General features: G+C 67.8%; 23 protein-coding genes and 1 pseudogene. 13 read left to right on the top strand and 11 right to left on the bottom strand.

The window, feature by feature from the left end; all coding sequences use genetic code 11:
* Positions 1 to 10 precede the first annotated feature (10 nt).
* Positions 11 to 472: a hypothetical protein gene (locus K1X59_RS14120; protein ID WP_220173514.1), complete on the top strand. Its 462-nt coding sequence runs from the start codon at positions 11 to 13 to the stop codon at positions 470 to 472.
* 15 nt (positions 473 to 487) lie between these two features.
* Here the strand turns inward: K1X59_RS14120 and K1X59_RS14115 are convergent, their stop codons facing one another.
* From K1X59_RS14115 to K1X59_RS14105, 3 genes are all read right to left on the bottom strand, one after another.
* Positions 488 to 2,497: an AAA family ATPase gene (locus tag K1X59_RS14115; RefSeq protein ID WP_220173513.1), complete on the bottom strand. Its 2,010-nt coding sequence runs from the start codon at positions 2,495 to 2,497 to the stop codon at positions 488 to 490.
* 402 nt (positions 2,498 to 2,899) lie between these two features.
* Complete coding sequence (locus K1X59_RS14110; RefSeq protein ID WP_220173512.1) at positions 2,900 to 3,643, bottom strand: GolD/DthD family dehydrogenase; 744 nt, start codon at positions 3,641 to 3,643, stop codon at positions 2,900 to 2,902.
* Between the two features lie 112 nt (positions 3,644 to 3,755).
* Positions 3,756 to 4,820: a substrate-binding domain-containing protein gene (locus K1X59_RS14105; protein WP_183150539.1), complete on the bottom strand. Its 1,065-nt coding sequence runs from the start codon at positions 4,818 to 4,820 to the stop codon at positions 3,756 to 3,758.
* Between the two features lie 662 nt (positions 4,821 to 5,482).
* On the opposite strand from K1X59_RS14105, the gene K1X59_RS14100 reads away from it, so the two are divergent.
* Positions 5,483 to 6,529 carry a hypothetical protein gene (locus K1X59_RS14100; RefSeq protein ID WP_183150538.1) on the top strand — a complete coding sequence of 349 codons (1,047 nt, stop codon included), beginning with the start codon at positions 5,483 to 5,485 and terminating at the stop codon, positions 6,527 to 6,529.
* Here the strand turns inward: K1X59_RS14100 and K1X59_RS14095 are convergent.
* Positions 6,501 to 7,112, bottom strand: a complete 612-nt coding sequence (locus K1X59_RS14095) for a flavodoxin family protein (RefSeq protein ID WP_183150537.1) — start codon at positions 7,110 to 7,112, stop codon at positions 6,501 to 6,503. The genes K1X59_RS14100 and K1X59_RS14095 overlap by 29 nt on opposite strands.
* Positions 7,113 to 7,202: 90 nt before the next feature.
* Between K1X59_RS14095 and K1X59_RS14090 the strand changes: the two genes are divergently transcribed.
* A complete protein-coding gene (locus K1X59_RS14090; protein ID WP_183150536.1) occupies positions 7,203 to 7,406 on the top strand; it encodes a hypothetical protein in 204 nt (67 codons plus the stop codon).
* Between the two features lie 15 nt (positions 7,407 to 7,421).
* On the opposite strand, the gene K1X59_RS14085 is transcribed toward K1X59_RS14090, so the two are convergent.
* The 3 genes from K1X59_RS14085 to K1X59_RS14075 are packed head-to-tail and all read right to left on the bottom strand — an operon-like array spanning position 7,422 to position 8,882.
* Positions 7,422 to 8,024: a GNAT family N-acetyltransferase gene (locus K1X59_RS14085; protein ID WP_183150535.1), complete on the bottom strand. Its 603-nt coding sequence runs from the start codon at positions 8,022 to 8,024 to the stop codon at positions 7,422 to 7,424.
* A 42-nt stretch (positions 8,025 to 8,066) separates the two neighbouring features.
* Entirely contained in the window at positions 8,067 to 8,462 is a 396-nt protein-coding gene (locus K1X59_RS14080; RefSeq protein WP_183150534.1) for an ImmA/IrrE family metallo-endopeptidase, read from the bottom strand.
* A 45-nt stretch (positions 8,463 to 8,507) separates the two neighbouring features.
* Positions 8,508 to 8,882 carry a helix-turn-helix domain-containing protein gene (locus K1X59_RS14075; RefSeq protein ID WP_244632044.1) on the bottom strand — a complete coding sequence of 125 codons (375 nt, stop codon included), beginning with the start codon at positions 8,880 to 8,882 and terminating at the stop codon, positions 8,508 to 8,510.
* Positions 8,883 to 8,976: 94 nt separating this feature from the next.
* Between K1X59_RS14075 and K1X59_RS14070 the strand changes: the two genes are divergently transcribed.
* From K1X59_RS14070 to K1X59_RS14060, 3 genes are read left to right on the top strand one after another with little or no spacing between them, the layout of a single operon-like run.
* Complete coding sequence (locus K1X59_RS14070) at positions 8,977 to 9,207, top strand: XRE family transcriptional regulator (protein ID WP_244632043.1); 231 nt, start codon at positions 8,977 to 8,979, stop codon at positions 9,205 to 9,207.
* Between the two features lie 29 nt (positions 9,208 to 9,236).
* A complete protein-coding gene (locus K1X59_RS14065) occupies positions 9,237 to 10,166 on the top strand; it encodes an aldo/keto reductase family oxidoreductase (RefSeq protein WP_220173511.1) in 930 nt (309 codons plus the stop codon).
* Between the two features lie 35 nt (positions 10,167 to 10,201).
* Positions 10,202 to 10,591 (top strand): PLDc N-terminal domain-containing protein, encoded by a 390-nt coding sequence (locus K1X59_RS14060; RefSeq protein ID WP_183150533.1) that lies wholly within the window; start codon positions 10,202 to 10,204, stop codon positions 10,589 to 10,591.
* On the opposite strand, the gene K1X59_RS14055 is transcribed toward K1X59_RS14060, so the two are convergent.
* Genes K1X59_RS14055 through K1X59_RS14045 form a run of 3 tightly spaced genes read right to left on the bottom strand, consistent with a single transcriptional unit; the run spans position 10,588 to position 12,856 of the window.
* Positions 10,588 to 11,556, bottom strand: coding sequence for an epimerase (locus K1X59_RS14055; RefSeq protein WP_183150532.1), 969 nt, complete (start codon positions 11,554 to 11,556; stop codon positions 10,588 to 10,590). The two genes, K1X59_RS14060 and K1X59_RS14055, sit on opposite strands and share 4 nt — an antisense overlap.
* Positions 11,553 to 12,179, bottom strand: coding sequence for a DUF4166 domain-containing protein (locus K1X59_RS14050; RefSeq protein ID WP_258566855.1), 627 nt, complete (start codon positions 12,177 to 12,179; stop codon positions 11,553 to 11,555). Before K1X59_RS14050 ends, K1X59_RS14055 begins: the two co-directional genes overlap by 4 nt.
* Before the next feature lie 29 nt (positions 12,180 to 12,208).
* Positions 12,209 to 12,856, bottom strand: coding sequence for a TetR/AcrR family transcriptional regulator (locus K1X59_RS14045; protein ID WP_183150530.1), 648 nt, complete (start codon positions 12,854 to 12,856; stop codon positions 12,209 to 12,211).
* Positions 12,857 to 12,964: 108 nt separating this feature from the next.
* Between K1X59_RS14045 and K1X59_RS14040 the strand changes: the two genes are divergently transcribed.
* Both K1X59_RS14040 and K1X59_RS14035 read left to right on the top strand, forming a co-directional pair.
* Entirely contained in the window at positions 12,965 to 13,771 is an 807-nt protein-coding gene (locus K1X59_RS14040) for a sugar phosphate isomerase/epimerase (protein WP_183150529.1), read from the top strand.
* Positions 13,771 to 14,910 (top strand): Gfo/Idh/MocA family protein, encoded by a 1,140-nt coding sequence (locus K1X59_RS14035; protein WP_183150528.1) that lies wholly within the window; start codon positions 13,771 to 13,773, stop codon positions 14,908 to 14,910. Before K1X59_RS14040 ends, K1X59_RS14035 begins: the two co-directional genes overlap by 1 nt.
* Positions 14,911 to 14,941: 31 nt before the next feature.
* Here the strand turns inward: K1X59_RS14035 and K1X59_RS14030 are convergent.
* A pseudogene (locus K1X59_RS14030) lies at positions 14,942 to 16,134 on the bottom strand (ROK family protein).
* Between the two features lie 114 nt (positions 16,135 to 16,248).
* On the opposite strand from K1X59_RS14030, the gene K1X59_RS14025 reads away from it, so the two are divergent.
* Genes K1X59_RS14025 through K1X59_RS14010 form a run of 5 tightly spaced genes read left to right on the top strand, consistent with a single transcriptional unit; the run spans position 16,249 to position 21,101 of the window.
* The gene (locus K1X59_RS14025) at positions 16,249 to 17,358 is read left to right on the top strand and encodes a Gfo/Idh/MocA family protein (RefSeq protein ID WP_183150527.1); all 1,110 of its coding nucleotides are present in this window, start codon (positions 16,249 to 16,251) and stop codon (positions 17,356 to 17,358) included.
* Positions 17,355 to 18,191, top strand: a complete 837-nt coding sequence (locus tag K1X59_RS22505; RefSeq protein ID WP_309491583.1) for an ATP-binding cassette domain-containing protein — start codon at positions 17,355 to 17,357, stop codon at positions 18,189 to 18,191. The genes K1X59_RS14025 and K1X59_RS22505 overlap by 4 nt, the downstream gene beginning before the upstream one ends.
* Entirely contained in the window at positions 18,179 to 18,880 is a 702-nt protein-coding gene (locus K1X59_RS22500) for an ATP-binding cassette domain-containing protein (RefSeq protein ID WP_309491582.1), read from the top strand. The genes K1X59_RS22505 and K1X59_RS22500 overlap by 13 nt, the downstream gene beginning before the upstream one ends.
* Positions 18,877 to 20,001, top strand: coding sequence for an ABC transporter permease (locus K1X59_RS14015; RefSeq protein WP_183150526.1), 1,125 nt, complete (start codon positions 18,877 to 18,879; stop codon positions 19,999 to 20,001). The genes K1X59_RS22500 and K1X59_RS14015 overlap by 4 nt, the downstream gene beginning before the upstream one ends.
* Positions 19,998 to 21,101, top strand: coding sequence for an ABC transporter permease (locus tag K1X59_RS14010; RefSeq protein WP_244632041.1), 1,104 nt, complete (start codon positions 19,998 to 20,000; stop codon positions 21,099 to 21,101). The genes K1X59_RS14015 and K1X59_RS14010 overlap by 4 nt, the downstream gene beginning before the upstream one ends.
* The last annotated feature ends 4 nt before the right edge of the window (positions 21,102 to 21,105 follow it).

Below are 21,105 nucleotides of genomic sequence, written 5' to 3'. Positions count from 1 at the left end.
AGTGTCAATCATGTCCCTCAGCGAACTGATTTCTACGACTGCGTTAGCCCTTTCCGCGGTCGCCATCTTCATTACACTGGCATGGCGACAGCGCCCGTTCATTCGCGTGGAGTTCAGCGATCTGAAGGACAACAGCGAGACATCGCAACCACGGTGGCGCATCCGTGTATCCAATCGAGGCAACGGCGAGGCCTGGGACGTTCGGATCCGAGTCTTGCCAGGTGATGGCTTGGACGAAGTATGGACGATTGGGACGCTGAAGCCCGATGAGTCGCACGACCAAGAGTTCATGGTCACCCCTTTCGTCGACCTAGGGGAAGGTAGCGGTATCTGGGCAGACGGCAAAGTCGACCCACGCTCGTTAAAGGCGGTGGTGCGGTGGCGTGCGCTGCCATTCATTCGCTGGTATCGACGAAAGACGGTTCGCGTGGGAACGCAGACCGAGAACCTCGTGTGGTATCGAGAGGAGTAGCTATTTGGTCGCGCGCTAGTTGGGTGCGCTGGGAAACAGGGTGTAGTGGGTCCTGAAAGCGGCTTCGAGCTGTGGCCGCAAACTCGACAGGTACCGCTTCCCAACCGCGCTCAACGGAAGCGCGCTGCCTTGGCTCGCGAGACGAGAGGCCACGATCTTGTGCCCCACGCCGTTCGGGAGTCCAAGGTGGCTCTTGGCGTAGTCGTCGACGGCCCTCGCAACGGTCACCTTCGTCGCGAGGTCTTTCAAAGGGATCGACTTTCCTTGCTCGGCCAGCACCTCGTTCACGGTCTCGACGTAAGTCGCGCGGTCGATGAGGTCTTCTATGGCCTTACCCTTGGGCAGTTGAAAGATGTGACTTCGCGGAACACCTTCAGCTTCAAGCTGCCTCTTCTTGATGTCGCCTGATCCATCTCCGTCGACCAAGAATGTCGTGATGAGCGCGACGGAACTGATGGCTCTCGGTGCCGAAAGATTGGAGAGCCCGAAGGCAACCTGGAAGTCGAGCTGAGACCCGTCGGTCGCGTTGCGCAAGAGGGTGGGAAGCAAGATCATTTCGCTGACTCCCTCCGCGAGCACCGCGCGGCGGAAGGCCGAGAAGGCGGCTGCCTCAGCGCCCATCGCGAACAACAGGTGCGAGAAGCCCGGATGTTCATTCGTCCAGAAGTTGTTCGAGAGGATGCTCGTCCCGGGGTCATCGGGATTGCGTGAGACCACCCGGATCCCGGTCCCCAGATCGAGGGGTAGACATCCGGGCGAGTGCGTCGTGTAGAGCACTTTGTGAACTCTGAGCTCGTGGGTAAGCACGCGCACGAGGTCTGCTTGAGCGTCGTAGTGGAGGTTTCGCTCTGCCTCGTCGACGAGGAGTACCGGTGGGACATCGAGGTTGGCGGCGAGAAGGAAGCAGACGAGTCCGAGGAAGGTTCTTAGGCCATCGCTGCGCTCAGCAATCGGTGTGACCACATAGTCGGGGCTATCCAGCTCCAGAATGTTGACCTCCAACACGCCGCCCTGGTTGAGTCTCAACTGGACGGTGAGTTCGGACTGCGTCCACATCGGCTGGAGTCGCGCGCGGAGTGTTTCGTTCATACGATGCTCCAGCGTCCGCATGGTGGCCGGGTCGCCGCCAGTCGTGGCAGACCAGATGTCTTCCACGCTGGTCCCCGCGACGCTGACGAGGTTCACTAAGGGAGACGGAGGATTCTCTCGCAGCGATGTGTCTTCAAGATGGTAAGACTCAGATAGCTCTCGGTCATTGTCTCCGAACAGGAGGAACTTCGGCACGCGTTGTTTGAGGGCTGCGCGGATCGTGTCCTTCGGGTGCGCACGCTCGCCTGACACTGCAGCGGCCCGGAGTGCGGTTGCTGCGTTCTCGCTGGCTGTGCGCAGCGCGGTAAGACCTCGCGGTTTGGAGTCCTGCTGGTCGATCTCGTTCGCAAGAGTGGTGAGAACATCGGCCGCGACACGTAATGGTGCGACGCGTTGCGCGGTCCAGACCGAGTCCGATGGGTCGAGGGAATGCTCTGCCGCTTCGATAGCGTCGTTCGGGTCATCGATCTCGAGGTCCTCGAGAACGTCATACGCGGCCTCCATCCGACTGGCCGCTTTGGCGAGCAGCTTCGAGGCGAGCTCGAATGGGCGAGGATTCCGCTTCACGGTCGATTCGATGCCGGTGGTCTGCTGGCCGTTCTTCTGACGATTGAGTCGGAACTGAGTGACTGTCTTGAGAGAGACAGGGCGGTCAGTGTCCAGATCTAGCTGTCTCAACGCTTCGATGTCATCGGCTTCAACACGGTAGTAGGCGCGGACGACCAGTGCGTCGTCCGCCGGACGCTGGCGTCGATTCTGATCCCGGATTGGCAGTGCAGGATCCTCAGACTCGTCAGTGAGCCAGGCAAGTCCTCGCAGAACGCTGGTCTTTCCTGCTTCGTTTGGTCCGATGAACGCGATGGTCTGGCCGTCCACATTGCAGGATGTCTGGTCGAGCCGCTTGAACCCGTTGAACTCGATCTTCGACAACTGCATGCCACATCCCCCAGCCGTTTGTGGCTTTATATTGGCACACCAGCTCGTCGGAGAGGCGAGTTTGAAGTGCAGGTGCGCTCCGCCGGGCGCGCCCGCGCGCTCTGATATCTCGCTCGACGGCCGACCGGGGGCTTGGGGAAACGCCTCTAACTACCTGCTGGAGTTGAATCCCTCCGACAATTGCGACGCATCAGTGGGCACGAGCCGCGTGGATTCGATGTAGTTGAAACGCCTTGAGTATCGCGGCTCCAAGACTGTGCCAACTTCTGCGACGCATCTTGGAGTTGGCGGCCCGCACTGTCTTCAGCGTTCCCTTGAGCCAGGTGCTACATATCTACGCCAGGATTGTCGACGCGGCACAGTCGCTGTAGATCCGCGGGGCGCACGGTCACGCAGAGTCGGTCAGATCGCGGTGAAGCCACCATCGATGAGGTGGTTGCTTCCCGTGATCATGGCGGCGTCGTCGCTGGCGAGGAAGGCGATGAGCGCGGCGACCTCCTCGGGCTGCGCGAACCGGCCGACGGGAATGTCCCGCTTGGCCTTCTCGCCCTTCTCGCCGGCCCACGCCGCTTTTCCGAGAGGCGTCTCCACGACGGTGGGGGAGACGGCGTTCACGGTGATGCCGTGGCGTGCCCACTCCAGGGAGAGCACTCGGGTGAGTCCCAGCACCGCGGCCTTGCTGGCGCAGTAGGCCGCGTGCTGGTCGAGGCCGATCACCGCGGCTTGCGAGGCGAGGTTGATGATGCGCCCGTAACCGGCTTCGAGCATGACGCGGCCGGCGGCCTGAGCCATGTAGAAGGTGCCGCCGAGGTTGACGTCCACCGTGAGCCGCCACCTGTCGGGAGTGACGTCGACGGCCGGGTCGAGGAGCGCGAGGCCCGCTGAGTTCACCAGGATGTGCGGAACTCCCACGGTCTCGACCGTCTGCGCGATCGCCGCGGTCGCGGCCGCCGGATCGGTGAGGTCCGTCACGATGCCGAGGTGTTCTGCGCCGGGGAGTGCATCGACCAAGACGGCGATTCTTTGGTCGATGTCGACTCCGACGATTCGTGCGCCGCGCTCGGCGAGGTGATGCGCGACGGTGTAACCGATGCCGCTCGCGGCCCCGGTGACGACGGCGATCCTGCCCGCGAATGTCGATTCCATGATCACTTCTCCTCGAGTTCTTCGATGACGATGTGCGGATACGCCGCGCGCCCGTCGGCTGCGACGCCCACATCGACGACCACGATGACCCCGGGGGCGTTGCAGAGCGTTGTCATGACGCGTCCTCGCGGCTCTGTCCCGGTAGGCCCTCGTACGCGATGTCGCCGGCGGCGACGTTCTCGTCGACGAGCGCGGGAAGCGCCTTGAGGAATTTCGTGCGTCCGGTCACCACGTTCTTCTTCGCGGCGTCGACGTTGCCGGAGTCGATCGCCGGCATGACGTAGATCGGGTTCTGATCGACTTCTTCGCCGCGGACGGTCTTGGCGGCGACAGCGAGGCCGGACGCGAGTTCCACGGTTCCGTGCTGCAACGAGGTGCCGATCATGTCGCCGGCCGCGACGGCGTCGAGCCCGTCTTCGATGCCGTCGATGCCGACGACCTTCACGCCGGAGAGGCCCGCTTCTCGGAGCGCTTGAATGGCTCCGAGCGCCATGTCGTCGTTCTGCGAGATGACGCCGTCGATGTCGTCGCCGAACGCGGAGATCCAGTTCTTCATCTTGTTGACGGCTTCGTCTCGCTTCCAGTTCGCGGTGTCCTCCGCGAGGACGTGGAGTCCGGTGTTCTCATCGAGAATCGCGTGGATGCCTTCGCCCCGGTCGAGTTGCGGCGAGGATCCGAGCGGGCCCTCGAAGACGACGACGTTGCCCTTGCCGCCGAGGGCCTCGACCATCTGCTGAGCCTCCTGCTTCCCTGCGGCCACGTCGTCGGGCTGGACGCTGGCGTCGACATCGACACCGGCGAGCGAGGTGTTGACGGCGATGACGGGGATGTGCGCGGCTTTGGCGGCCTTGACCTGCGGGGACAGCGAGTCGGCCTGCACCGGAACGATGATGATGGCGTCGACGCCTGCGGTCACGTACTGATCCACCTGGTCGGCCTGGGTGGAGACGTCGCCTCCGGCGGAATTCCACTCCAGATGGATGTGGTTGGCGTCGGCGTAGGCCTCCATCCCCTCCTTGCCCTGGGTGATGAACGACGACATGTCGTAGACGGTGACGCCGACGGTGATGGTGTCGCCTCCCGCATCGGGGTCGCCGCTGCCGCACCCGGTCAGGGCGGTCAATGTCGCCGCGATGGCCACCGTGCCGGCGATCGTGGTCCTGAGTGTGCGCTTCATGTGTGTTCCTTCGTCGTCGAGGCATGCTGCATGGGTCCGCCAGTGAGATGTCGCTCCGGGGAGGCGACACCAGACGATAGTCAGCTGTTTGCAGAATGCAACGACCCCCGCTCATATGAGCAGGACACGGATCTGAGCGGACGAGTGCCGAGTGCACGCCGAGTGAAGCGGCCCGCACCTCCGGCTGCCTCAGCACCCCGCGAGCGACGACCGCGCGGCACGGCAGGTGGTCGAACTCCCCGGCCTCGTGCGTGCGCGGAGGTGTGATCCGCCGCCTCGGCGCCCCCGGCCCCGGGGCGGCGGACCCCGAGCCGCGCTGCCCTTCCGGCTGCGGCCCAGCAGGGATCCCTCCCCGTCCTCCGACAGTAGGCGCCACGGCGATCGGACGCGCGGGGGTTGTGGCATGCGGAGGGGAGAAGGTATAACGCGTGGTCTAGCTCATCCGGTCCCGTCGATCAAGCCCCCGTGCGGCTCGTCCAGCGCGGCGTAGCATCGGTGCTCCGAGCGGGGGTCCCCAGTTCCCGTCTCGGCTGCCGGCGGCCACCGGTCACCCCTACCAGGTGGCCGCCGGTCCCCGGTGGCGTGGATCCGGATGGCCTCGGGACCGCGCGTCGAGCCCGCCGCCGGGTCGATGCAGGTCGGTCCGTTCTAGACTCATGCCGATGACCGAAGAGACCGCCGCCGACGCCCGCGTGCGACGGTCCGTGACCCGAACACTCGTCGTGTATCCGCTGCTGGGCGGGGCTGTGCTGCTGCTCGCGGCCATCGCCGTCACGCTCGCGGGCGATGACCTCGGCTTCTTCCCCTTCCTGTTCATGCTGGTGAGCGGGTTGTGCTTCGGTTTCGCTTTCGTGAATGCGACCCTCGGGATGGTTCCGGCACGCAACGGCGCGATCCTGCACGTGGCCGTGGCGGTCGTCCTCGGGGCTCTGGTCGCCTTCGTCGTCGAGTTCGGCGGTGACCTTCTCGAACCGCTTCCGGAATCCGTGCGCGGAGTCGCCGTGGTCCTGCAGATGGCGGCGATCCCGGCGGTCGGATGGATCTGGCTCGGTGTGATCGGCCGCATCACGGACCTGTTCTCTCGCAGAGACGCGAAGAAGCGCCCGGCACCCGTCACACCTGCGTGGGAGCGCGACGAGAGCGGCGACGGTTCGATCGTGCATTTTCCCGGCCTCGAACTGCGTATGCGCGTGCTCACCCAGGCGATCGTCGCGATCGTCGTGGTCGTCGGCGCCTTCGCCGTCGTGCTGCTGATCGCGTTCGATGACATCGTGATGCGGATGGGAGCGCGGATCGCGATCATTCTGATGGGCGTCGTGCTCGGTCTTCCGGCGTACCTGCTCTTCGCGGCCATCCTTCGACGTCGCACGGCGTCGTGCTCCGTGGCGTTCGGCGACGACGAACTGCGGGTGAGGGTCGATGCCGTGCTGCATACGATCCCGTATCGCGAGATGGAGTACCTGCGCTGGCGCACCCGCAGCGACTACGCGCGGATCGAGGTGCGGGGAGCGGGGGCCGATCTCTCCCTGATCGCGGGTCTCGCGAAGCCCCCGCGCGGACTCACCGCAGAGCTTCCGGCGCTGCCTCGCCGCGTGTTCCGCCGCTTCGAGCTGGTGGGACTCGCCGCCGAGAAGAAGCGTCGTGACGAGGTCGTCACCTTCCGCCGTGCGGTGGGGGCCGCTACCCGACCGGGTACTCCTGCGCTTTGAGCGCACGCGCGAGGTGGGCCGCGTTCTTCGCGGCCGTGCTCATCGCCGACGCGACCTTCTCGGGGGTCTGGTCGAGATCCTTGTAGTCGGTCGTGTGCATCGCCTCGCCGTTCCAGTACACCGAGCCCTGGGCGGGGATGGTGAAGCCGACATCGTTCAACGACTGGAACAGGATCGCCGCGATGTGATGCGCACCGTCCTCGTTCCCGACGATCCCCGCGACGGCGACCTTGTCGAAGAGCGTCGGGCGTCCTCGGGCGTCGGTCTCGCTCAGCTCTGCGTCGAGCCGCTCGAGGACCCGTTGAGCGACGCTCGAATGCTGGCCCATCCAGGTCGGCGTGACGAACACGAGGATGTCCGCATCGAGGACGCGTCGTCGGACGCTCGGCCACTGGTCGTCGCCGCCCATGTCCTTGTCGACTCCGGGGCTCACCGTGAGGTCCACCGCGCGCACCAGCTCTCCCGTGACGCCGTGCCCGGAGAGGGCATCGAGCAACTGGGTCGCGAGGAGGTCGGAGCTGGACGATGCGGGTGACGGCTTGAGCGTGCACGAGATGGCGACCGCGGTCAGTGGTGTCTTCATCGTCCGAGCACAGCAGAGGAGGAGTCGGCGGCACAGGGGGTTTCCGCGTCCGGGCTATCCTGGTAGACGGCACCGACGACAGGAGATCCCGTGATCCTCAGCTTCCTCTTCTTCATGATCCTCTTCCTCGGAGGATTCTGGCTGATGGGCACCTCATTCGAGCTGCCGGACTACAACGCCTTCGCCTTCTGCGGCGGCCTCCTGCTGGTGACCCTCGCGCTGGCGTTCATCCTGCGTGAGCGCGGTTCGGCCACCCGCCGGTCGAAGAACTGGTCGGGCAACCCCACCGAGTGATCCGCTGCGGACGGGTCACCGTCGTCGGGCGAGCCGTGCTTCGAGGTTCGCTCTGACCGCGGGCCACTCCGGCTCGATGATCGAGTACTCGACGCTGTCGCGCAGTGCGCCGTTGCGGTAGCGGCTCATGGCGCGCATGACGCCGTCCTGCTTGGCCCCGAGGCGTTCGATCGCCGTGCGCGACTGGAAGTTCACCCACTGCGTCGTGAGGCCGACGCGGAACACGCCGAGAGTCTCGAACGCGTGCCGCAGCAGGAGCAGCTTCGACTCGGCGTTCGTGCCGGAGCCGTGGGCGGACGGCCGGTTCCAGGTGAACCCGATGTGCAGGCGGGGGACATCCGCCACGAGGTCGTAGAACGACGTGAGGCCGAGGACGCGCCCGCTCGCGTCGAACGCGGTGAAGGGCACCATCTCGCCCTTGTCGATCAGGGCGATGCGCCGATCGACCTCGGCCGCCACTCCGTCAGGAGCGGGGACCGAGGTGTACCACGCGGTCTTCCACAGATCGCCCTCCTGCACGGCATCGATCAGTCCGTCGACGTGGGAGCGTTCGAGGGGGCGGAGCTCGACGAGCTCTCCGGTGAGGGTGACGGGCACGGGATCGACGAGGAAGGCCATGACCATATTCAACCAGCGTGGGGACCCGTTCTTCGCTGCGGACTAGGCGACCGCCATCGTGACCGCGCCCTGGCGCAACAGCCGCTGATAGGCGGTGACCAGCTCTATCGTGACACCCAACTCGAAGGCCAGACTCGCCAGGTGGGGGCCGCGGAGCTCTTCGGCCTCGGCGTAGGCGCGCGCCGAGATGAGCTGGCGCGCGGCCCACTCGTCGGCTTGGCGCTCCTGGTGAGAGCGGACAGCCGCGACCGGCGTCGGCACGTGACCGAGGTGTGCGTGGCCGAGCTCATGAGCGAGGACGCTTCGTGTCGTGCGCACACTCATGCCGGGGCTCAGTCGGATCGTCGCCGTCGCGGGGTCGAAGCCGCCGCGTGTGCGGCCGGGGCGCTCGATCACGCGGACGTGCTGTTCGTCGGCAAGACGCAGGAGGTGCTGCACGGCTCCTCCTCGCGGTCGTCTCCGCGGGTCACCGCGGACTCTCGATCAGTCGTAGAGGTCGTCCGAGTCGGCGTCGTGACGGACGGAGGAGTCGAAGGCGACCTCGCGGTTATCTTCGCGTGGGCCGGCGACATCGGGGGTGCGTCGGATCGGAGTGACACGTGCGGTGCTCACGCCGTCGGCACTGAGCCGCTCCTCGGCGCGGGCGAACAGCACGTGCGGTTCGACGTCGAGGGCAGCGCATACCGAGTACACGACCGGCACGGGAATCGCGCGCTTGCCGGTGACGTAGTTGTCGAGCGCGCTGCGGGCGATCCCGATCGTCCGCGCCATCGCTGCGATGCTGCTGCGGGACGCGGCGATCTCGGCTCGCAGCTGTCGTCCGACCGCATCGTTGAACTCCTCGGCAGGTGTCTTCATCCGGATCACGATAGCAGCGCCCCGACTCCAGAATGCTGCCATTATAATCCATTCGACCTCGTTGCGTGTCCATGTGGGGCGGTAATGTGTGCGTATGGGGACGGAACTGCGTCATTTGGTGGCATCGACGGTGGAGGGGGCCCGGATCCACGCCGGTGTGTCCTTCCCCTGCCTGTCAGAGCTGACCGGCATCGCCCCCGGGCAGCTCGCCGACCTGCTGGACGGTCGAGCGGATTTCACGCTCGTCGACCTCGCGGGCATCGCCGCTGCCCTCGACCTCCCGGTGACCGCGCTGCTCCCCGCCGCGATGCCGGACGGCGGCTGACTCGGTCCCGCGGGGGTAGCGTGGTCGGCATGAAGACCGTGCCGTTCGGATCAGCCACCGCCCCCGCCGTCATCGCCGGCATGATGCGCATCGACGACAAGGACGATGCGCACATCCGGACCCTGTATGCCGCCGCACGCGACGCCGGCATCGACTTCTTCGACCACGCCGACATCTACGGCGGCAGCATGCACCACTGCGAGGCCCGCTTCGCCGATGCGCTCCGGCTGAGCACCGCGGAACGCGACGAGATCGTGCTGCAGACCAAGTGCGGCATCGTTCCGGCGCACGGGATGTTCGACTTCTCGTACGACCACATCGTGGCTCAGGTCGACGGGTCCCTCGCGGCGCTGCGCACCGACCGTCTCGACGTACTGCTGCTGCACCGCCCCGACATCCTCGTCGAACCCGAAGAGGTCGCCAGGGCTTTCGACGACCTGGAAGCTGCGGGCAAGGTGAGGGCGTTCGGCGTCTCCAACCACACGCCTCGACAGATCGATCTGCTCCGCACCGCCGTCGAACAGCCTCTGGTCGCCAACCAGCTGCAGCTGTCGATGACCCACGCGCCGCTCCTCGCGCAGCCGGTCGCGGCGAACATGGCGGCTCAGGAGCAGAGCGTGGTCCGCGACGGCGGCGGCCTGGTGGATTACTGCCGCATCAACGGGATCACGATCCAGGCCTGGTCGCCGTTCCAGGACGGCTTCTCGCACGGGGTCTTCCTGGGCAACCCCGAGTATGCAGAGCTGAACGCCGTGATCGACCGGCTCGCCGCCTCCTACGCGGTGACGCCGATCGCGATCGCGACCGCCTGGATCACGCGTCACCCGGCCGGCATGCAGGTGGTGCTCGGGACCACCACTCCGCAGCGGGTGCAGGATGCGGCAGCCGGCGCAGACATCGAACTCACGCGTCCGGAATGGTATGAACTCTTCCGCGCCGCCGGACATCTTCTCCCGTAGGCGACGCCGCGCGCCGCGTCGTCTACCCTGATCTCATGCCGTTCCTGTTCTCGATCCTCGTCATCGCTCTGATGATCGGCGCGCTGATCGACATCATCACGCGCGACAGTGCGCTGGTGAAGCACCTGCCGAAGATGGTGTGGATCATCATCGTGATCCTGCTCCCGCTGATCGGCAGCCTGTTGTGGTTCGCGATCGGCCGGGAGTACGGAGAGAGCGGCGTCCCGATCCCGCGGATGCGTCGAGCCGAACGTCCGATGCCCCGGACCGACGTGCGCCCTGCGCCGCCGACCGACACGCGCACGACCGAGCAGCAGATCGCAGACCTCGACCGGGAGATCGAGGAGTGGCGCCTGCGCGAGGAGATCGAACGCCGCCGACGCGACGGCGACGCCTCGACGGGCCCTGCAGGCGCAGCCTCCTAGGCCGCGTCGCGGCGATCGAAGGACTCGCGGATCGCGCCTTCCAGTTCCGGGTGATGGAAGGTGAACCCGGCGGCGGTAAGCTTCTCCGGCAGCACCCACCGGCTCTTCAGGACCAGTTCGGTCTCGGTGCGGATGCCGATCGCGCCGAGCTCCAGCATCCACCGCGGCAACGGCGGACCGAACGGAACCCCGAGGGCGCGTCGTACCGTCGCCATGAATTCGACGTTGTCGACGGGGTGCGGCGACGCGGCGTTCACAGGGCCCTCGAGAGCGGGCGTCTGCTCGAGGAAGTCGATGATGCGGGGGACGTCGTCGATGTGCACCCAGCTGAACCGTTGATGCCCGTGACGTGCACGGAAATGATGGGCGGTACCTGCCAGACGACGGGCTGCGCCCACCGGCCAGCGCCCGTCGTACTGCGGCCCGCCGAGTCCGAGTCTGGCCAGGGTCTTCAGCGGCTCCAGCACGCCACCGTGACCGAGGACGATCGCCGTGCGGAGTGCGACGCGACGTGTCGCGGGCAGGTCGTCGGCGAACAGCGCCCTCTCCCACGCCTTCGCGACCTCGACCGAGAACCCCGTGCCGATCTCGCCGGTCGACTCGGTCATCGGGCGATCCTCGGCATGTCGGTAGATCGTCGCCGTCGAGGAGTTCACCCACAGCGCGGGCGGTGCGCTCGCGCGCGCGATCGCGGTGCTCAGCGATGCGGTGGTGTCGGTGCGTGATCGGAAGATCTCCGCCCGGTTCTCGGGCGTGTAGCGGCAGTTGACGCTCTTGCCGGCGAGTCCGATGACCAGTGCCGCTCCGTCGACCGCGCGGTCGATCTCGACCTGGTCGCCCCAGCGGACGTCGGCGCCGGAGCGCGAGATCGTGACGACCTCGCGGCCCTCCGCCCGGAACCGGGGAACCAGGAAGCGCCCCATGAACCCGGTGGCCCCGCCGATGACGACCCTGCCGGCGCTCATGTGCTCCGCTCCTTCCCTCCGGTGTGCTCGATGCGGTAGCGGAAGTCGCCGCGGTACTCGTACAGGCGTCCGAGCACAGGGGCATCGACCGTGAGGGCCACGCGCTGCCGCTCTTCGGTGTCGTCGAAGCGCTCGATCAGGCGGACGACCGGTGCGAGCGCAGGCGGGATGCGCAGGCGGAGTCGTCCGAGACGCACGCCGACCGCCCGGCTGGTGAGACGGAGCGCGCCCTCATGCACCTCGACGTCGAAGCAGGCGGCGAGGAAACCGGGCTCGCCGAGCTCGTCCACGACGCGCCCGTGACGTGTGAGCGCGACCGCATCGCGCATGACCCAGGGCCCTCCCGCGAAGTAGAAGGTGCGCTCGCTGATGGCGCGCGACGCGATTGTGCGGTTCTCGACGCGGAACGGCACGTCGCGCTCCCACCGAGCGGCGAGCACACCGCGGCGTTCGAGCAGGCGCAGCAGCGGCCACAGCCAGCGGCGCGGCGTGCCCACCCGCTGGAAGACGCCCTCACCGACGCCGACGGCGCCCTCCGGGATCGCCTCGAAGTACGCGCGGAGCCGCGGGTGCAGGTCGCTGATGCGCGCGCCGAGCGCCCTGGCATACGGGGACTGCGGCACGGACGTCACCATTCGAGCCTAGCTCGGGGTCATGGGCGCTCGGCCCGGTGCTCCGGATGCTCCGGCACAGGGCGCAGCAGGCGGTCGAGGAGCGCGAGCGCCTCGTGCTGCGGTGCCGTCTCATCGAGCAGCCATTGGGTCTGCAGGCCGTCGGAGGCGGCGACCACCAACGCGGCGACGGCGTCCGGATCGACATCGGTCCGGATGCGACCGTCGTCCTGCTGCTGCCGCACGGTGTCGGCGAGCCGGTCGCGAAGGCGTGCGAACCGACCGGTGGCGAAGGTGCGAGCCGCCGGGTGGCCCTCTTCGAGGGCGGACGCGACGAGCGTGGAGTACAGCTGCACGAGACCGGGGACGGAACGGTTGATGCGGGCCGACTCGATCATCATCTCCACGGGAGTCACCTCCTCGGAGGGGGCCTCCGGCTGTCGTCCTGGCGCGTTGCTCTCTTCGTACACCGCGACGAGGAGCTCTTCGAGGGAGCCGAAGTAGTGGGTGAGGGCGGCATGGGTGACCCCGACCTCCCGCGCGATGGAACGGAGACTCGTGCGATCGGAACCCCGCTCGGCGAAGACCTCGATCGCGCGATCGAGGATCTCCTGTCGCCGTGCGATGCCCTTGGCGTAGGCGCCCCGCTGGCGGGGATGCTCGAGCTGCTCTGGCGTCTCTTCGGGCATGGGGAGAGTCTAGCGAACAAAAACTTCCGCGTGGAGGTATTTGGTGGTAGCGTGCCTCCACGGGACAGGATTCCCGCCACGTCGCCGATGACCGAAGGAGCACGACCGATGACGATTCAGACCTCCCTGCAGCTGTTCACCATCAAGGAGGAGCTGGAGTCCGACCTCGAAGGATCGCTTGCGGCGGTGGCCGCCCGCGGGTTCACGGCCGTCGAGCCCTACGACTTCGTGCGCCGGGCCGAACCTCTCGCCGCCGCGTTGTCGGCTGCGGGACTGCGCGCACCGTCCGGGCATGCCTTCCTGGCGTCGACCTCGTTCGTGAACCCCGACGGCAGCGGCACCACGGTGCCGGTGCCCTCGCCCGCGGAGGTCTTCGCGGCGGCGAAGGTGCTCGGCATGGGAACCGTCATCGACCCGTACACCGCGCCGGCCCGGTGGGAGTCGGTCGCGCAGATCGAGGAGACCGCCCGACTGCTGAACGCGGCAGCCGAGATCGGGGCAGCTCAGGGCGTCCGGGTGGGATACCACAATCACGCGCATGAGCTGGAGGCCGTCTTCGACGGTGTGACCGGCCTCGAGGTCCTCGCGGGCCTCCTCGACGAGCGCGTCGTGCTCGAGGTCGACCTGTACTGGGTGGCCCGTGGCGGCGTCGATCCCGTCGCCCTGCTGGAGCGCCTCGGCAGTCGTGTGATCGCGGTGCATGCCAAGGACGGCACTCTCGACCCCGCGCTCGCCGGCGCGTACCCGCCCGCCGATCAAGTGGCCGCGGGAGAAGGATCCGTCCCGCTGGTCGAGGCGATCGCCGCGGCACCGGCTCTGGAGCTCGCGATCGTGGAGTTCGACCACTACGAGGGCGACCTGTTCGACGCGATCGAGCGCAGCCGCGTCTACCTCGACGAGAAGGTGGCCGGCTGATGGCGATCGGTGCGGGTCCCGTCGGCGTCGGCATCATCGGCGCGGGCAACATCAGCGACCAGTATCTGTCGAACCTCACCACGTTCCCCGACGTCCGCGTCATCGCGGTCGCCGACCTGATCGAGGAGCGTGCCAGGACGCAGGCCGAGAAGTACGGCGTCCCGCGTTCCGGCGGCGTTGACGTCGTCCTCGAGGACCCGGAGATCGACGTGGTCGTGAATCTCACGATCCCGGCCGTGCATGTCGAGGTCTCGGAGGCGATCATCGCGGCAGGCAAGCACGTGTGGACCGAGAAGCCGATCGGGGTGAGCCGCGAGGAGTCGCGCCGACTGCTGGAGAAGGCCGATGCCGCCGGTCTCCGCGTCGGCGTGGCGCCGGACACGGTGCTCGGACCGGGCGTGCAGACGGCGAAGCGGGCTATCGCGAGGGGTGACATCGGTCGTCCCCTCTTCGCCCAGACCACCTTCCAGTGGCAGGGTCCGGAGATCTTCCACCCGAATCCCTCGTTCCTGTACGCGAAGGGTGCGGGGCCGCTGCTGGACATGGGGCCGTACTACGTCTCGGCGCTCGTTCATGTGTTCGGTCCCGTCGCCTCGGTCGCCGCTCTGGGCCTCCAGGGCACGCCCACCCGCCGTGTGCAGGTCGGCGAGCTCGCCGGCCAGGAGTTCCCTGTCGAGATCCCCTCCACGCTCAGCGTGCTGACGGCCTTCGAAGAGGGCGGTCAGGCGCAGAGCCTCTACAGCACGGATTCCCCCATGCTGCGGCAGGGCGTCGTGGAGATCACCGGCACCGAGGGCACGATCGTGATCCCCGATCCGAACACCTTCGGCGGCGCGATCTCGATCACCCGGCCGCTCACGCGTCTGTTCGTCCCGCCGGAGCCGATCCAGCAGGAGATCCTCGACGTGGCGCAGGAGGGTGTGCTCTCCGGGCGTGGGGTGGGACTGCTCGACATGGTCCGTTCGATCGCCGCAGACCGCCCGCACGTGGCCACGGGGGAGTTCGGGTACCACGTGCTCGACACGCTTCTGTCGATCGAGGAGGCCGCCGAGTCGCGCAGCTTCGTCGACGTGCAGAGCAGCCTGGATCAGGTCGGATCGATCGACGCGGACTTCGACCCGTTCGCGGCCACCCTCTGACCGCGGCCGCTCGTGACGGCGGAGGCGCGGATCACCGTGCCTTCGCTGCCACCTGACGGTCGACGTTCGCCGGTGACAGCACCTCGCGCGCGACCATGATCGCCGCTCCGAGGACCGCGGCGCGGTCGCCGGCCTGGGACTGCACGATGGCGAGATGCTGTGTCGCGAGCGGGATCGAGCGGCGATACACGACCTCGCGGACACCGGCCAACAGGTGCTCTCCCGCCCGCGCGATGCTGCCGCCCAGCACGATGATCGACGGGTTCAGCAGGTTGACGACCGTGGCGAGCACCTCGCCCACGTCTCGCCCCGCCTGCCGGGTCGCCTCGATCGCCGCGGCGTTGCCTGCGCGCACGAGGTCGACCACGTCCGATGCGCTGTGGGCTTCGAGTCCCTGTGCACGCAGCGCGACCGCGAGCGCCGAGCCGCTCGCGAGCGCTTCGAGGTCGCGCTCGTCGCCCGGTTCGCGGGCCGATCCGGCCCCGTCGGCACCTGCACGTGGCCCATGTCTCCCGCAGAGCCCTGTGCGCCGCGCTGCAGCTGACCACCGGCGATGATCCCGGCGCCGATGCCGGTGGACACCTTGACGAAGATCAGGTCATCGACATCGGGCCACGTTGTGGCCTGCTCTCCGAGAGCGAGGATGTTGACGTCGTTGTCGACGAGCACGGGCACGTCGAACACCTTCTGCACGTACGCCGGAACGTCGAACCGGTCCCACCCCGGCATGATCGGCGGGTTGGTCGGTCGGCCGGTCGAGTGCTCGACGGGGCCGGGGACGCCGATGCCCACACCGAACAGCGGGAGCTCGTCCGCCGCGATGTGGAGGAGCTCGGCGGCGTCGGCGAGGAGTGTGTCGAGAAGGCTCTCCGGTCCGTCGCCGATGTCGATCGTGCGGGTGCGGGCGTCGAGGATCACCCCGGCGAGGTCGGCGACCGCGACCGTGGCATGGGTCGCGCCGAGGTCGACGGCGAGCACGAGGCCGGCGCGCGGATTGAAGGCGACCCTGGCGGGCGGGCGACCTCCCGTGGACACCGCCTCGCCGGCGGGGCGGAGGAGGCCGACCGCGAGAAGCGCGTCGACGCGGAGCGCGACCGTGGAGCGTGCGAGACCGGTGAGAGCCGCGAGCTCGGCCTTGGTGCGTGCGCGGCCGTCGCGAAGGATCTGGAAGATCTCTCCGCTGCCGGAGGAGATCGCCGGCGCCGGCCTCGGAACGTCAACCATTGCGTCAGTAAACCACAGCACTTCGGCGTCTCGTCGATTGACTTCGGATTCGGAGCCGACAACTTTTGACGAGGGGCTAGCAAAAGTCGAAAGGTCTGTGTCAGAATCGGCGGCATGACAACGGATGTCACTGACACCGGTCTCGGGACGATCCGAGCCGGCATCCTCGGCGGAGGATTCATGGCGCGGGTGCATCGCACCGCGGCCCGCGACGCCGGCGGCGAGCTGCGCGCGGTCGCCACCCGTTCCGCATCGGGAGGACGCGAGGCCGCCGAAGCGCTCGGCGCCGACCGTGCGGAGAACGACGCGGCCGCGCTGCTCGAAGCCGCGGACATCGACGTCGTGCACATCTGCACCCCGAACATCACGCACGCCGACCTCGCCCTGCGCGCGCTGTCGGCGGGCAAGCATGTGATCTGCGAGAAGCCGCTCGCGACGACGGCCCCCGACGCCAGGATCCTCGCGGACGCGGCCGTGGCCCAGGGGCGTGTCGCAGCCGTGCCGTTCATCTACCGCTATCACCCGATGGTGCGTGAGGCCCGCGCACGCATCGCCCGCGGCGAGATCGGCGAGCTCCTCACCCTCGACTGCGCGTACCTGCAGGACTGGATGCTCCTCGAGAGCGACGACGACTGGCGGGTGCGGTCCGACGCAGCCGGCGCCTCACGGGCGTTCGCCGACATCGGATCGCACCTGTGCGACCTCATCGAGTTCGTGATCGGCGAGCGGATCCAGGCGCTGAGCGCGCGCACCCGCCGGGTCTACTCCGAGCGTTCCGGACGTGCCGTGGACACCGAGGACATCGTGGCCGTGCTGGTGGAGACCGTGTCGGGCGCCCTGGGTACGCTGCTCATCTCGCAGATGGCCGCAGGACGCAAGAATGCGCTCACGCTCGAGCTGCACGGCTCGCGGCAGAGTCTGCGGTTCGAGCAGGAACGACCGGAGGAGCTCTGGATCGGCATGCGCGAGGAATCCCGGCTACTGCTGCGCGACCCCGCGACCGCCGATCCCGACTCCGCCCGACTCCAGCGTGTGCCCTCCGGACATGCGATGGGCTACCAGGACGCCTTCAACGGGTTCGTCGGCGACGTGTACGCGGCCATCTCCGGGGCGCACCCCGATGGCCTGCCGACCTTCGCGGACGGCTACCGTTCCGCGGTGCTGACGGAGGCCGTGCTCGCTTCGGCGGCGGACGGCGGACGATGGGTGGAGGTGACGTCATGACGGCGACCACGACGACGCAGCCGGTGCTCGCCGTCGCCGGCATCCGCAAGTCGTTCTTCGGCGTCGAGGTGCTCCACGGCGTCGACTTCGACGTGCACCCCGGCGAGGTGCACGGACTGGTCGGGGAGAACGGCGCGGGCAAGTCGACCCTCATGAAGATCATCGCCGGCGTGCAGCCCGCGGACGAGGGAGTGATCTCGTATCGCGGGGAAGAGGTCCATCACGCGCACCCGCGGCAGGCGATGGACGCCGGCATCGTCACGGTCTTCCAGGAGTTCACCCTCCTGCCGGAGCGCACGGTCGCCCAGAACGTCTATCTCGGCCGTGAACCGCGCCGCCGCGGCTTCGTCGACCAGCGTGCGATGAACACCAGGACCGCGGAACTGCTGGACGACCTCGGCGTCTCGTTCATCGAGCCGCAGGCGCGCGTGGGTTCGCTCACGGTGGCAGAGCAGCAGATCGTCGAGATCGTCAAGGCGCTCTCGTTCGACGCGCGGGTCATCTCGATGGACGAGCCGACCGCCGCGCTCAGCGACCGCGAGGTCGAGCTGCTGTACGCGATCATCCGGCGGCTGACGTCTCGCGGCGTTGCCGTGATCTACGTGTCGCACCGGTTGAAGGAGATCTTCGACCTGTGCGACCGCATCACGATCCTCAAGGACGGCGCGCTCGTGTCGACCGACGACACCAGGGCCCTCACCACGGACGAGCTGGTCCGGCGCATGGTCGGCCGGTCGATCCAGTCGTACTTCCCCGATGCGGTCGGGGGACGACGGTCGGAGCGCCGCGGCTCGAGCTCGAAGGCTGCGGCAACGCCTACGTGGACGACGTGACCCTCGCGCTGCGTGCCGGGGAGATCGTCGGCATCGCGGGGTTGCAGGGCTCCGGTCGCACCGAACTGGTCGAGGGGATCTTCGGCATCCAGGCTTTCACCCGCGGGACGATGCGGATCGACGGGGCACCCGCGCGCATCACGAGCGCCCGCGCGGCCGTGCGGGCAGGACTCGCCCTGGTCTCGGAAGACCGCAAGGCCCAGGGACTCGCACTCGGGCAATCCGTGATGGACAACGCCCTCCTGGTCGTCCGCAGCGTGTTCGCGCGCCGGACCGCCGCATCGCGTCGCGAGGTGCCAGGCGTCCTGAGCTCCCTCGAGGTCAGCTCCCGCGGAGTCGACCAGGAGGTGCGGTTCCTCTCCGGTGGCAATCAACAGAAGGTCGTGCTCGCCAAATGGCTCCTCACCCAGCCGCAGATCGTGCTCTTCGACGAGCCGACGCGCGGCATCGACGTCGGTGCGAAGTACGCGGTCTACCAGCTCATGCGTGACCTGGCCGCGCAGGGCAAGGCCGTGCTGATGGTGTCGAGCGAGCTGCCGGAGGTCATCGGCATGAGCGACCGCATCCTCGTGATGCACGACGGCGAACTCGTCGCCGAGCTCCCCGCGGGGTCGGCTGAGCACGAGATCCTGGGCGCCGCGACGGGCGCCGCGGACACCGGCACGGCAGCGGACGGAGGTGCACGATGAAGCGGCTGAAGATCGACTCGACGGTCATCGTCCTCGGCATCCTCCTCCTCGTGACCATCGTCGGCGCGATCCTCGTCGCGACGGTGGGACGCAACTTCCTGAGTCCAGGCAACATCCGCGACATCCTCACCGGCATGAGCGTGCTCGGACTCGTGGCGATCGGGCAGACGCTCGTGGTCCTCGGCGCATCGCTCGATCTCTCGGTGACCTACGTGATCAGTCTGTCGAGCCTGCTCGCGGCGACCATCATGAACGGCAACGCGGACAACATCCCTGTCGCCGTCGTCGTCACGCTGCTCGTCTGCGCCGGAGTCGGCCTGTTGAACGGCCTCATCGTCACGGTGCTCAAGGTGAACGGCTTCATCGCCACTCTGGGCGTCGGACTCATCCTGCAGGGGATCCTCAACACGAACTTCGAGGGATCGGCGGGCGACGTCCCCTGGGCGTTCCAGCTCATCGGGGCCACCGGCGTGGGTCCGGTACCCGTGTCGACGCTCATCATGATCGTGCTCGCCGTCGTCGTCTGGCTCCTGCTGAACCGCACGCGCACCGGTGCTCACCTGTACGCGGTGGGCGGCGACCCCGAGATCGCGCGGCTGTCGGGCGTCCGCACGCGCATGCCGCTGATCTGGGCGCACGTGCTGTGCTCGGTGTTCGCGGGACTCGCCGGACTCCTCCTCGCCAGCCGGCTCGGGGTCGGCAGCCCGACCGTCGGACAGCAGGGCGGCTACGCGCTGCTCTCGATCGCGGCGGTCGTGCTCGGCGGCACGCTCCTGCTGGGCGGCCGCGGCTCCATCTGGGGCACGATCGGCGGCGTCGCGATCCTCGCCGTCGTCGACAACGTGATGAGCGTCATGCAGGTCAACCCGTTCCTCAAGGACGTCGTTCGCGGCGTGGTGATCGTGGCGGCCGTCGCCGTGTACAGCCGTCGCTCGATCGCCCGGCGTCGACCGCGCTTCGGCGCCGGTGGCACGCGCACCGGTGGCGACGATGCGGCGAAGGCCGCCGATGCCGACATGGCGGACGCCGCGTCGCAACTCGCCGACCCAGGGACCAGCGTCGGCGCGGTCGACGGCGTCGCGCCTGATACCGCTCCCGCGGCGGAAGGAGGGCGCTCATGAACGCGCTGCGCACACTCGTGAGCCCCCGTGGGGCGGTCTTCCTGCTCCTGGTGATCCTGCTCGTCGCCGTCACGATCCTCAACCCGAGCTTCGCGGAGCCCGGCCAGTTCATGCGCTTCATCCAGCGCGTCGCGCCCATCGCGATCGTCGCCATCGGGCAGTACTTCGTGATCATCGCCGGCGAGTTCGATCTCTCGCAGGGATCGCTCATCACGGCGCAGGTCATCGTCGCCGGCAACCTGGTGGGCCAGGACGACGCCCGCACGATTCCCGTGCTGCTCCTGATGGTCGTGTTCGGCGTCGCCGTCGGCCTCGTGAACGGCATCATCACGACACTGCTCAAGGTGCCGTCGTTCATTGTCACGCTCGGCATGATGCTCGCCCTCCTCGGCGGCGTCATGTGGTGGACCGGCGGTGCGGCCACCGGAAACCCGGCAGACAGCTTCCGCGAGATCGGGCGAGGGGGTATCCGTGAGGTGCCGCTGCTCGACTTCATCCCCTGGGCCGTCCTGATCCTGATCGCGTGGCTCGCGCTCGGGATCTGGATCACCAAGCGCCCCCTGGGCAAGACCCTCATGGCGGTGGGCGACAACGCGAGCGCCGTCGACTACGCCGGTGCACGTCGCGCCTGGGTCACCACCCGCGCGTTCATCATCTCGTCGCTGTCGGCCTCACTGTCGGCCGTGCTCCTGGTCGGCTACGCCGGCGTGCACCCCTCGGTCGGTCGCGGCTACGAGTTCACGGCGATCACCGCGGTGGTCCTCGGCGGCGTCGTGCTCGGCGGGGGCCGGGGCTGGATCGTCGGCGCGGTCGCCGGCGCCTTCGCCCTCGAAGCCGTCTTCATGCTGCTGAACATCGCCGGTGTCCCGTCCACGCTCCGCGATGCGGTGCAGGGCGTCATCATCATCGCCGCCGTCGCGTACTCCGCCGTCGCCTTCCGGGCACGGCGGAAGCGCGGCCCGCAGACCCCAGAGCCCATTGCCGCAGAAACCGACAGCACCGACAGCACTGACAGATCCGACAGCACCAACAGATCCGACAGCACCAACAGATCCGACAGATCCACCAGCACCATCCACACAGAAACCAGAGGAGATTAGCAAT

Source organism: Microbacterium sp. Se5.02b (assembly GCF_019464375.1).
Taxonomy (GTDB): Bacteria; Actinomycetota; Actinomycetes; order Actinomycetales; family Microbacteriaceae; genus Microbacterium.
The sequence above is the reverse complement of the archived record's forward strand: the minus strand, read 5'-3'. Positions and strand labels throughout refer to the sequence as shown.